This window comes from Longibacter sp. (assembly GCF_051155795.1).
Classification (GTDB): Bacteria; Bacteroidota; Rhodothermia; order Rhodothermales; family Salinibacteraceae; genus Longibacter.
Genome location: NZ_DAXETW010000084.1, coordinates 1 through 11067 on the forward strand (window position 1 = coordinate 1; position 11067 = coordinate 11067).

General features: G+C 62.9%; 11 protein-coding genes and 1 tRNA gene. 8 read left to right on the forward strand and 4 right to left on the reverse strand.

The features are described 5' to 3' along the window. Positions 1-201: 201 nt before the first annotated feature. Positions 202-537, forward strand: a complete 336-nt coding sequence (locus tag ACFCU0_RS09005; protein ID WP_434973343.1) for a hypothetical protein — start codon at positions 202-204, stop codon at positions 535-537. Then, entirely contained in the window at positions 470-712 is a 243-nt protein-coding gene (locus ACFCU0_RS09010; protein ID WP_434973344.1) for a hypothetical protein, read from the forward strand. Before ACFCU0_RS09005 ends, ACFCU0_RS09010 begins: the two co-directional genes overlap by 68 nt. Before the next feature lie 20 nt (positions 713-732). Here the strand turns inward: ACFCU0_RS09010 and ACFCU0_RS09015 are convergent, their stop codons facing one another. From ACFCU0_RS09015 to ACFCU0_RS09025, 3 genes are all read right to left on the reverse strand, one after another. Further along, positions 733-1809: a hypothetical protein gene (locus ACFCU0_RS09015; protein WP_434973334.1), complete on the reverse strand. Its 1077-nt coding sequence runs from the start codon at positions 1807-1809 to the stop codon at positions 733-735. Further along, on the reverse strand, positions 1806-2540 hold the full coding sequence (locus ACFCU0_RS09020; RefSeq protein WP_434973335.1) for a phosphoribosyltransferase: 735 nt from the start codon (positions 2538-2540) through the stop codon (positions 1806-1808). The genes ACFCU0_RS09015 and ACFCU0_RS09020 overlap by 4 nt, the downstream gene beginning before the upstream one ends. A gap of 188 nt (positions 2541-2728) precedes the next feature. Next, complete coding sequence (locus tag ACFCU0_RS09025) at positions 2729-4756, reverse strand: prolyl oligopeptidase family serine peptidase (protein WP_434973336.1); 2028 nt, start codon at positions 4754-4756, stop codon at positions 2729-2731. A 594-nt stretch (positions 4757-5350) separates the two neighbouring features. Here ACFCU0_RS09025 and ACFCU0_RS09030 point away from each other — a divergent pair. Together ACFCU0_RS09030 and ACFCU0_RS09035 are read left to right on the forward strand one after the other, a co-directional pair. Then, positions 5351-7189, forward strand: coding sequence for a DUF885 domain-containing protein (locus ACFCU0_RS09030; RefSeq protein ID WP_434973337.1), 1839 nt, complete (start codon positions 5351-5353; stop codon positions 7187-7189). Between the two features lie 94 nt (positions 7190-7283). Continuing rightward, entirely contained in the window at positions 7284-7673 is a 390-nt protein-coding gene (locus tag ACFCU0_RS09035; protein ID WP_434973338.1) for a DoxX family protein, read from the forward strand. A 135-nt stretch (positions 7674-7808) separates the two neighbouring features. On the opposite strand, the gene ACFCU0_RS09040 is transcribed toward ACFCU0_RS09035, so the two are convergent. Then, positions 7809-7882 (reverse strand) — tRNA-Arg (locus ACFCU0_RS09040). Between the two features lie 249 nt (positions 7883-8131). Between ACFCU0_RS09040 and ACFCU0_RS09045 the strand changes: the two genes are divergently transcribed. The 4 genes from ACFCU0_RS09045 to ACFCU0_RS09060 all read left to right on the forward strand — a co-directional run bounded on the left by ACFCU0_RS09045 (position 8132) and on the right by ACFCU0_RS09060 (position 10878). Then, positions 8132-9148, forward strand: coding sequence for a CPBP family glutamic-type intramembrane protease (locus tag ACFCU0_RS09045; protein WP_434973339.1), 1017 nt, complete (start codon positions 8132-8134; stop codon positions 9146-9148). Between the two features lie 140 nt (positions 9149-9288). Beyond that, positions 9289-9642, forward strand: a complete 354-nt coding sequence (locus ACFCU0_RS09050) for a putative signal transducing protein (protein ID WP_434973340.1) — start codon at positions 9289-9291, stop codon at positions 9640-9642. A gap of 97 nt (positions 9643-9739) precedes the next feature. Next, the gene (locus ACFCU0_RS09055; RefSeq protein WP_434973341.1) at positions 9740-10564 is read left to right on the forward strand and encodes a phosphatidate cytidylyltransferase; all 825 of its coding nucleotides are present in this window, start codon (positions 9740-9742) and stop codon (positions 10562-10564) included. Positions 10565-10674: 110 nt separating this feature from the next. Then, the gene (locus tag ACFCU0_RS09060) at positions 10675-10878 is read left to right on the forward strand and encodes a hypothetical protein (protein WP_434973342.1); all 204 of its coding nucleotides are present in this window, start codon (positions 10675-10677) and stop codon (positions 10876-10878) included. Positions 10879-11067 lie beyond the last annotated feature (189 nt).

Here is an 11067-nt window from a genome sequence, read left to right on the forward strand (position 1 = left end):
GGACGGACGCCCTCGTGACTGTGGACGTGCACAACATGGCGGCCTACCAGAACGCGTTTCGCATCCCCGCCGAGCATCTCACGCCCGCGCCGGCATTGATCGATGCCGTTCTCCATAGATTACGGAGACGACGTGATGCCCGTGGTCTCCCCGGATGCCGGTGGCGTCAAGCGTGCCGAAGCCTTCCGTAAACGGCTTGAAATGCGGGGTTCGGAGGACGTACCGCTTGTTTTCCTGGAGAAAGAAGGCACGGAAAGCATCGTTCGTGGGAGGCAGGTGGTCGGGCCGGTCGGCGGTCGGACCGCCGTAGTCGTAGACGATCTGACCAGTTCGGCGCGCACCCTCGCGCAGACCGCGATGGCTTGTCGAGCGCGTGGAGCGCGTCGGGTCGTCGCCGCGGTAACGCACGGCGTGTTTGCGTCCCGAATGCGAGGACACCCTGAGCCACGGAGACCTCCACAAAGTTTATGTGTCAAACTCCATCACGTCCCCGAATGCGCCGGTCGGCTCGGTGGCCGAGGCGATTCACCGGGTTGATCTGGCCCCGCGCCTTGCCGACGCCATCGTCCGGCTACACGCAAACCGGTCGCTGCTTCCCCTCACCGATGTGTATCCTGCCGAACGCGAGGCTCGTCGCATGAAGGCAGATGCAGCCGGTGACGAACTGCCTGGGTACGTGGTACAGGCCCGTGACGCCGGGCGCAACAGGTGAGGGAAACCGATGCGCCCCGATCACAAGCCCGTGGCGGTGCTTCTCCCTGACTCTGCTCGAGGCACCGGAATTGCGCTGAGCTTTTCTGCGACGGTGTCGAGGTAGGCAACGGTCTGCTCTCGCCAGTAGGCGGCGTTCTCAGCAGAGCCATCGTCGAGGTGCCAGATGGCGAGGCGAGCTCGGGTGGACGCTTCAGCGGCCTGGTAGAACGCGATCAGCGACGCCGGCGGGTGGGATCCGGATACGGCCGCGTAGGCGTCAAAAAGCTCGTCGTGCACCCACGTCGCCCCGTCGCGGTCGCATTCCATCGTGAAGAATGCCAGTTCGTGGACGGGATCGATCAGTCTCAGGTCCCGGTCGAACGCGATGCAGTCGATGACCAGAGCGTACGGTGCCAGGTAAACGTGCTCGGGCCGGAGGTCGCCGTGACCGTCGACGACGGCCGCAGCCCGCTCTCGAACGGGGAAGTGATGAGATGCCAGCGCAGCAGTAAGGGTATCGAACGCACTGGATATGGTCGCTTCGGGGACGGCAAACGCCGGTGTACGAAGCACCTCTTCGTTATGACGGAAGCGTTCGCGAAACCGGTCGACGTATCTGGATGCCCTCATGCCCACCGGCGAGGCGGCGTCATAGAACCGCGCGAGCCGTCGCGCAATCGCACGCACGTCTTGGACCGTCAGCGTGCCTGCTTCGAGCCGTTGCGGGACGGCTGCTTCCTCCGGCAGGCGGCGCATGTGCACAATCCAGTCGACGACCTCGCCCGGTCCATCAATCGATAACGTCCCGTCCGCTGAACGAGTGATCGTTTTAACTCCCCGGTAGACGGTTGGCGCAAGCCGCCGGTTGAGGCGAACCTCGGCCCATGCATCGTGGCGGCGGGCGTTCGGGGTGGTGAAGTCCATCCCGGGTCGATCAATGCATTTCTTCAGCTTGTATGCGGACGGACCGACGAGAAAGACCCACGCCATGTGCGTCTCGATTACCTGCACCGTGTCGGCGGCCTCCGGATAGACAGATGGCTCCCGAAGAAAATCGACCTCCCGGTCCAACAACGACTGTGGGTGGACCGGTTCGCCAGAGGGGTGAGGCATCATGCGTCACGACGGGACGGATGGGAAGAGTCGAAGGAACGGTCCGGGAACACTTCGTCCCTCGGCGAGCGCGCATGCCGGCTGCGTGCCGCTTTTTCCAAGAGGGCCAGCACATCCTCGTCCGATAGCTGCGGAAAGCGCCTGTACCACACGCCGATCGCGACCAGATCGTCCGTCTCGAGAGGACAGACGAACGCGTCGGCAACTTCCTTTATGCGCCGTGCCGAATCGGAGGCGGCGACCGGAACGGCGAGCGTGATGGAGGCGGGTTGGCGCCCGCGGATCGATCGGAGGGCTGCTTCCGCGGTTAGCCCGGTCGCGAGGCCGTCATCCACCACGATGACGTGGCGTCCCGGCACGCGATCGGCGGGATCGGTTCGGTTGGACCGGTAGCGGTCGGTGCGACGCCGGAGTTCCTCTCGTTCCCTGGACACGACTGCCTGGATATCCGTGCTGGACAGCCCTGTTGCGCGGATGGTCGCTTCGTCGATAACAGTGACGTCGCCCGACGAAATCGCGCCGAATCCCAGTTCGGGCTGCTGCGGGATCCCGAGTTTCCGGGCCACCCACACGTCCAACGGGGCGCGAAGGGCTCGGGCCACCTCGAAGGCGACCGGTACGCCGCCGCGGGGTAGGGCCAGCACGAGTGGATCGCGAGATTCGAACCGCGCCAGATGCCGGGTCAGATGGCGACCGGCCTCCTGACGGTCGGTGTATCGAAACGTAGGCTGCATGGGGCCGTGCTGCGAGCGGAAACGCGCGGATCACATAACGTCGGGCCTCTCGACGTGCGCCGCCGTAACCTGGGCGGACAGTGGCCCTGCGGCCATACCCAGTGCGCGGATGCGGGCGAGGGGTCAATCCCCGGTGTCGGTGCTTCGGAACCCGATGCTCGCCGCCCTGGCCGCAAAACAGCGCACAATTACTGGTACCGCTCGAACCATGCAAGGGTGTAGGCGACCTTTGCAGCAAGCTGGCTGGGCCGGGCGGCGATGTGGTGCGATGCGCCCGGGATCTGAACGAGCGCCGTATCAACCTTGCGGATCTTGAGTGCATGGTACAGCTGGCGCGCTTCCGACGGCGGCGTCCGCAGATCGTCCGTACCAACCATCGTCATCGTTGGCGTCTCGATGTTGCCCACGAGGGAGATGGGCGACTCCTGCAGATACTTCTGCGGGTTTTCCCACGCGTAACCGGGGTAGCGGTAGTCTGCGTACGCGTAATAGTTGTCGGCAACGAGCGTCTTGCTGTACCAGTTCATGACCGGCTTCGTGACCACGGCCGCGCGGAAGCGGTTGGTTTTCCCGACCATCCAGGCCGTCATCGTGCCGCCGGCACTTCCGCCCGTGACATAGAGGCGATCGCGGTCGATGTTGGCTGTGCCGAGCGCGGCATCCACCCCGGCCATCAGGTCGCCATAGTCGCCGCCCGGATAATCGTGGTAGAGCAGGTTGGCAAACGCTTCGCCGTAGCCGGTGCTGCCCCGCGGGTTCGCGTACAGGACAACGTACCCTGCTGCGGCGTAGAGCTGGATTTCGGCGGAAAAGGTCGGGCCGTAGCTCGTGATCGGACCGCCGTGAATTTCCAGTAGCAACGGGTACGACCGGTCGGGCGAGAAATTCGGTGGACGGACCATCCACCCTTGAATCGTCCGTCCATCTTCAGACGTCCACGTCACCTCTTCGACCTCAGCGAGGGTACGGTGGGCGAGAAGGTCGCTGTTCAGCCGGGTCAGCCGCGTGACCTGTCCGTCGTCAGCCGCCAGGGCCACGTCCGATGGATATTCCGACGTAGCGTGCGTGAAGGCGATGTGCCCGTTCGGCGCCACGGAGAATGAGCCGCCGGTGTATGGGCGGCCGATGGACGTTCCCCCGACCGTGCCCGTAATCTCGCGTGCACTTCCGTCCAGGCCGATACGAGCGATTTTGGTGTCGCCGGACTCCAGGTAGGATGCGTACAAACCGTCTCCGGAGGGGGCCCAGACGATATCCGAGATGCTCCGGTCGAGATCCGGTGTGATGACCTGCCGAGACGAGCCGTTGGCCTCCATCACGTACAACCGCGTGTTTTGGTAGGTCTGGACCCGGTCGTCGAATCCCAGATACGCGATCCGCTGTCCGTCCGGGGAAATCGCAGGGGAGTGGTCCGGCCCGTTCCGGTCCGTGAGGCGGTCCACGTCGCGTGACGATAGATCCACCCGGTACAGGTCGGTCTCGCGCCGGTCGTGGGCCCAATCGTCGGTTCGGTCGGCCGCGAAGATAAGTCCGGAGGCATCGCGTAGCCACACCGGTGCCGAGCGGTGGTGATAGGAGCCGGTCGTGAGTTGCCGTGCCGTGCCGCCGGTTGCAGGGACGACGAACAGATGATGGTAGCCGGGCTCAAGGTATCCGGTCCCGTCCGCCTCGTGCCGAAGACGCGTGATGACGCGCGGCCGGTCCGCCCACTCGGCACCCTCCGGAGCCTCCGGCAGGGAGGCGTCCAGAGACGGCGGCTCATCCGGGACGAGCATCGAGAACGCGATTTTCGACCCGTCCGGGGACCATCGCAACCCCGAGGGCGACCGGTCCAGCTGCGTGAGCTTCGTGGCGTGTCCTGTCTCGAAGCTGTAGACGAAGATTTCCGTTCCCGCATCCGTGCCGGCCGTGAACGCGACGTACTCACCGTCGGGCGACCACCGGGGACTCGACTCTGCGATGTCGAGCCCTGTCAGTTTCCGGTGCGACGAACCGTCGGCGCCCACCAACCACAAACGCTGTTGTCGCCGGTCCTTCATCTTGTCCATACTCGTCCGGACGTATACGACACGTTCCCCGTCCGGCGACATCTGCGGATTCACGGCCCATTCCAGCGCGAATACGTCGTCGGCGGAGAAGGAGGGATCGGGCTGTCCGAAAGCCGGAACAACGAAAAGAGCGAGGAGAGTGGATAGGGCAAAAAGCTGTCGTCGCATGGAAGATTCACTGCCAGGAGGAAAATGCCCGGTAGACCGGGCCGGGTATAGGTAAAGGTACGATCAGAGTGACCAGCGTCAAGTCTCGCACTTGGTCGTTCATCTGGTCGTTGGCCTCGCATTGGCGCGAGCGTCCACACGAACGTGATGCGGATGTCTCCGCACGCTGATCGACGGTCTGCTAGCCGGCATCGGTTTGCAATGCCCCGTTTTGCAGGCTCTCTTGTTGCAATGTCCACGGAATTTGCATTTCTTGCAGCCTGTGATGGAAGCGGTGCTGCGACCGGGGCCGGGTGCGGCGGTTCCGGTAGTGGCAGGGACAATGGTGGCGATAGCCCCCGGCCGTCAGCAGGAAACCCGCGTCCGGTAATTCCGCCCAGTCCTACCGATCGGATGCGAACGTTGGCGTGCTGGCCGTCAACGTCGACTATGTGACGGATGTGTGACGTGTGTGTGACAGTCTGTCGCCCGACGACGAAAGCGCTTGACGATCTTCCGGCCGACCTTTTTCAGCATCTGGGCGGACCCGGCGAGCGGTTCGCATGTCGCAGGATCCCGGCGACCAATCCAATCTACCTATCGATCCACGCCGCCATGAACCGTCGTATCCTCTGTGGTCTGGCCACGCTCATGTTCTGCGTCGTCTCCGCTGGATCGGGCTCGATGATCTCAGCCGCAGCGCACCCGGGGAATGTTTTGATCGGGCCTGACACGACCTCTTCGGGCGGCAGCACCGAGGATGCACTAGCCGACTCCCTCCACGACCTGTTCGACCGAGAATGGACGTGGCGCGTCGCCCATTACCCGCTGTCTGCGACGGTCTCCGGCTGGCGAGACACACTGTCCACGCTGCCCGACGTTTCGCCGACAGCACGCGACGCGCGCGCACAGGCCACCCGGGCGTTTTTGAATGAACTGGAGCCTTTCGATCATTCGAAGCTCTCCCGCACGGACCAGATTAGTGCCGACCTGCTGAAGTCCCAGTTGCGACAACGCCTTCGCTCGAACCGCTTTGCATCCGCGCAGATTCCCGTTCACACGCAGGGCGGATTCCACCAGACGCTGACCTTTCTGCCCCGCGTACTCCCGTTTCGCACGGCAGAGGATTACCGGCGGTACATCCGGGTACTGGAAGATGTGCCGCGGTACGTCGGCCAGCAGATCGCAAACATGCGTCGCGGGCTCGACCGCGGAATGACGCAGCCGCGGATTGCCGTCCAGAGCATTGCTCGCGACGTGGCCGCTCAACAGGTGGATGCGGTGGAGGAGAGCCCGTTCTATGCCCCGTTCCGATCGCCGTCCGGTGACCTGACCGATGATGAGAAGCGGGAGCTTCGGTCGGCCGCGGCCGCGGCAGTTCGCGGTGTCGTAGACGCATACGAATCGTTCGCCGCCTTCCTTCGCACCTATGCCGACAAGACGAGGACAGAGATTGCGGCGACGGCCCTTCCCGACGGCGATGCCTACTACGCGTCGAAAATACGCCAGTATACGACGCTTGACGTCTCGGCCGACGAGGTTCATGCCGTCGGAAAGCGGGAGGTGAACCGCATCCGCGGAGAGATGGAAGCTGTTATGTCGACGCTCGGAGTTGACGGAGACCTTCAGTCCTTTATCGACACGCTTCGAGCTGACCCCCGCTTTACCCCGTCTTCACCTGAGGCACTGCTGAAAGAGGCGGCCTGGATTGCGAAGCAGATGGACGGGAAGCTACCGTCGCTTTTCGGCACGTTACCGCGTCAGCCGTATACCGTCGTCCCCGTTCCCGACGAGCTGGCGCCGACGTACACCGTCGGGCGATACATCCCGGCGCCCGCCGGCGGAACCCGGGCCGGAGAATACTGGGTCAACACGTACGACCTCGAACGCCGGACACTGTACACGCTCGAAGCCCTCACGCTTCACGAGGCCGTTCCGGGTCATCACCTGCAGGTGGCCCTCGCCCGCGAAATGGATAATTTGCCCGCTCACCGCCGAAACACGTATGTGGTTGCGTTCGGGGAGGGCTGGGGTCTGTACGCGGAACGGCTCGGCCTCGAAGCAGGCTTTTACGATGATCCGTACAGCAACTTCGGGCGACTGACCTACGAGATGTGGCGGGCATGCCGGCTCGTGGTCGACACCGGGATGCACGCCAAGGGCTGGTCCCGTCAGCGCGCCATCGACTATATGTCGGCGCGAACGGCACTACCTGAGAACGAGGTGGAAACAGAAATCGATCGCTACATCTCGTGGCCGGGGCAGGCCCTCGGCTACAAAATGGGCGAGATCAAAATTCGCGAACTGCGACAGGAGGCGGAGGCGGCACTCGGAAGAGACTTCGACATTGGGGCCTTCCATGACGTCGTGCTCGGAAGCGGCCCCGTCACGCTGCCCGTGCTCGAAGAAAACGTAGGTCAATGGATTGAACGCCACACGGACGACCCAGGATGAACGTAGCATCATGCCGGCGGTCGATCATGCGTACCGGTCGCTGAATACGATGCATCACGATTCACGAATACATGTCTAAGCGTACACACCCACGATGAAGATCAAATACGTATACTGGACTGCCACTGTGCTTCTTGCGCTGATGATGGCCGGGTCTGGCACCATGTACTTCGTGTCGGAGGCGGCTGCGCAGACCTTTGCTGACCTGGGATTTCCGGACTACTTCCGCGTGGAACTCGGAATCGCTAAGATCGCCGGGGCGATCGCACTGTTGATTCCGCTGCCGCGATGGATCAAGGAATGGACGTATGCCGGCTTCACGATCTCCTTTACGTCGGCAATCATCGCCCACCTCGCCGCAGGCGACCCGGTCGCTGCTGTTGTGCCTCCGATCGTAGCGCTTATCATCCTCGCGACGTCATATGTCACCTACAAGCGCTACATCCTGGGCCAGGAGCGGGCCCGCGAGGACGCGTCGGCATGACCAGCATGGATCCCCGTGTCCGGTCCGCCTGGACCGTACGGAGAAGGGGATGCATGCTCGACACGGCGTAACATACGGTCGAAACGGCACAACATACGAAACGCCTCTCTGCACGGAGTGCGAGAGGCGTGGAAGTGCGCTTGGGAGGATTCGAACCCCCGACCTTTGGAACCGGAATCCAACGCTCTATCCAACTGAGCTACAAGCGCAGAATACTGCCAGGAAGTACAGATACATCGACCAGCAAGGGACGCGAAACCGCGGCCGCGGTGCGCCACCCTGATCGGACACCCGCATGTATTGCAGGTCCTCGCCGATTGTTCCTGCGAAGAATCTGGGAACCGCTTCCCACACAGTCGTTCACCCGCTATGATGCAAGTCGTGCCCACGGGTGATGTCCCCGACCGATCGCGCCCGTTTGCTGCCGTTCGCGTTAACCGCTCAGCCTTTCCCGATTTATGCCGGAGCCGTCCCCCGCATCCGAAGACTCGACGACGCGCCCGTCTCTACCGGATCCGTGGGCGCCGGATCGTCGCATTGCGCTGAATGGGCCGTTGGAGCCGCCATCCAATGAAACGGCGTTCGGCTTCGCAACGGCGCTCTTTGCCATCCTGGGCGCCTTTCTTCTATTCCAGGTCATCGCTTCGCCGGTGATTCTGATGGCTATCCTGGTCGCGAAGGAAGGCCCCGACGGACTCGCCAGCCTGGGCGATCCTGAACAATTGCTTGGTTCGTTTGGCCAGGAAGTCCTGTTGACGAATGCGCTCGCTCAATGGGTATCGTTTGCGCTTCCCACCCTGCTTCTGGCGCGCCTACACGCCCGTCAAATCACTGCTTTCCTTCGGGTGCGGCAAACGAGCGCACGGACCCTCATGCTGTCTCTCGCGGGAATGATCGCGTTTCTGCCCGTTGCCCAGTGGCTGGCCGCGTTGAACCAGAAGATTCCCCTCCCGGACTCCGTACGGCTGCTGGACGAGCAGAGCATGAAGCTGATTGAACAGGTCCTCAAGAGCGACTTCCACCTGGTCTTCGGGCTTCTGGTAATGGCCGTCACCCCGGCGATCTGCGAAGAGTTGATCTTCCGCGGATACGCGCAACGCCAGTTCGAGCGCGCCGTATCCCCGGTGATGGCGATCGTGTTGTCTGGCGTCCTGTTTGGCCTGTATCACCTACGCCTGAGCCAGTTTCTTCCGCTGGCCGCGATCGGAATCTACCTCGCGTACCTTACGTGGCGCACCGGCAGTCTATGGCCCGCGATTCTGGCGCACTTCGCCAACAACGGCGTGATCGTCGTCGTCTCGCAGTTCGACGCACCGGTGGACACGGCGTCGGCGACGGTTGCGCAGGGCATGACGATGCCGTGGTATTCTGTCGTGCTCGGACTGGTCGCATTCTCGGCCGTGATCTACCTGTTGGAGGCCTCGAGTCGCCCGCCGGAGCAAGCCAAAGCCCACCCACCCCCGGCCGGACTGTAGCGTCGCATCCGGTTTTATCGAGTGGGGAACGGTGCCGATCGTGAGCGGTGCAGATGGTCCCTCGACGCGGTGCCGCAGCATGGCATCGTCCCACGTCGCGGACACGCCGCCCCTGCCTGTTCATCAGCCAGCCAAGACCTATGAGCACGTACGAGAACTGGGTACCGGTTTTCTCCACGGGCACCGACTACGAGGCCGACATGGTCCGGGACCGCCTCGATGATGCCGGCCTTCCTGCGGTCGTCCTGACGAAGCGAGATCATGCCTTCAACCTTAACGTCGGCGACCTGGCCAACGTGATTGTTCTCGTTCCGCCGGAAAATGTGGAGGAAGCGAGAGAAATCATGCAGCAGCGTCTGACGGATGAGGAACTGGAAAAGGCCGCCCTCAGCGCTGATCCGAACGCGCCGGACGCGCACTCACCAGAGCAGCAGTCCCGCCTCGACTCAGGCCACGACCGCATCGATTTCAGCGCCCCGGATGATGAAGACTGAGACCTGACCGGTCGGACGATTTCTCTCCCGACGGTTCCCTTTCGTCGGCGGTCCGTGCACGCCGTTCATCTGTCCTGCTTTCGCCATTCTCCACCGTATGTCCGACTCCATTCGAAGAGTGCTAACGGCTCTCGTGGCCGCCCCCGTTGTACTCGGCCTCGCCTACGTCGGTGGCTGGCCGTTTGCAGCCCTCATCGCTGCCATCGGTCTGGTTGCACAGTCGGAGATTTTCGCGATTGCACGGTCGTCGGGGTGCACGCCGAATGCTGTCGTCGGGTACGCACTGGGGGTCCTTGTCGTCGCCGGTGTGATGGTTCCGGCCGCATGGGCGCTGGCTCTGACCGTTGCAGTCGTCTTCGTAGCACTGGCTCCCTTCGTCCTTGAGAAAGACAACTTTCTGGCGAACCTCATGATCACGCTCGGGTCCGGGCTCTACCCGAGTGGCTTCCTCGCTGCGCTTGTCGCGCTTCGCACCGGACGCGGCCCGGAGGTGGACGCGATGGGCGCGTTCCTCCTGGTCATGTTGACCTTCTTTCTTGTCTGGGCGACCGACATTTTCGCCCTTTACACGGGCAAAGCCGTCGGAAGGACCAAGCTGGCGCCGTCCATTTCACCGAATAAAACGTGGGAAGGCGCGATCGGAGGTGCCATCGCCGCAGCGCTCGTGGCAGCCGGGTTCAAAATCATGGGGGCGGTGGACCTCGCGTGGGTCGACCTGGGAGCGGTCGTTGTGATTTGTGGAATACTGAGCCAGGCGGGCGACCTCGCCGAAAGCCAGATCAAGCGGTCGGCGGGCGTCAAAGATACGTCGTCGATCCTGCCGGGGCACGGCGGGCTGCTCGACCGGTTCGACTCTATGGCGGTTGCCGCGCCGCTGACGTACCTGTATCTTGTCCGCGTGGCCGGCATCTTCGTTGGATAGCCGCCGCACTTCAGTTCGGGCCGCCGGACCGAGGGCAGGGCGCAGAGGTGGAACGTCCAACCGATCTGAGATGTGTAAACGACTGATCTTATTCCAAATCCCACGTCGCCATGGGCCTGTTTACGCCAGCTCGCCGAAAAAAGCCAAAGCGATTCACCTACGAGCCGCGTTTTTACAATCCTGAGAAGGAGGAAGACATCAAGCGGCGTATGCGCGTGAAGCGTCGGAAGAAGCGACAGCGGAGCCCGCTCAGTATCCTGTACCTGATCGGTCTTCTGTCTTTCGCGCTTCTCGTCATGTACTCGCTCGGGTAATACGTTTGCCTGGTGCACGCTCGGTGCAGGTGGCGCGACATCTGCACGGCCGCATGGCCGGTCGCGATGAACTCTCTTCAAGGAACGGATCTTTCTGTGAGCGACGGTTCGACTTCTCCGTCCGACGCGTCCGAGGGGACGGACGGCATTATTCGACAGATGTCGGATACGCTGGCAAATAAAATTGCT

Coding starts and splice junctions, on each gene's coding strand:
- ACFCU0_RS09050 (WP_434973340.1), top strand. CDS start 9,289: ATGAGCACGTACGAGAACTGGGTACCGGTTTTCTCCACGGGCACCGAC.
- ACFCU0_RS09025 (WP_434973336.1), bottom strand. CDS start 4,756: ATGCGACGACAGCTTTTTGCCCTATCCACTCTCCTCGCTCTTTTCGTT.
- ACFCU0_RS09030 (WP_434973337.1), top strand. CDS start 5,351: ATGAACCGTCGTATCCTCTGTGGTCTGGCCACGCTCATGTTCTGCGTC.
- ACFCU0_RS09045 (WP_434973339.1), top strand. CDS start 8,132: ATGCCGGAGCCGTCCCCCGCATCCGAAGACTCGACGACGCGCCCGTCT.
- ACFCU0_RS09035 (WP_434973338.1), top strand. CDS start 7,284: ATGAAGATCAAATACGTATACTGGACTGCCACTGTGCTTCTTGCGCTG.
- ACFCU0_RS09015 (WP_434973334.1), bottom strand. CDS start 1,809: ATGATGCCTCACCCCTCTGGCGAACCGGTCCACCCACAGTCGTTGTTG.
- ACFCU0_RS09020 (WP_434973335.1), bottom strand. CDS start 2,540: ATGCAGCCTACGTTTCGATACACCGACCGTCAGGAGGCCGGTCGCCAT.
- ACFCU0_RS09055 (WP_434973341.1), top strand. CDS start 9,740: ATGTCCGACTCCATTCGAAGAGTGCTAACGGCTCTCGTGGCCGCCCCC.
- ACFCU0_RS09060 (WP_434973342.1), top strand. CDS start 10,675: ATGGGCCTGTTTACGCCAGCTCGCCGAAAAAAGCCAAAGCGATTCACC.
- ACFCU0_RS09005 (WP_434973343.1), top strand. CDS start 202: ATGCGGGGTTCGGAGGACGTACCGCTTGTTTTCCTGGAGAAAGAAGGC.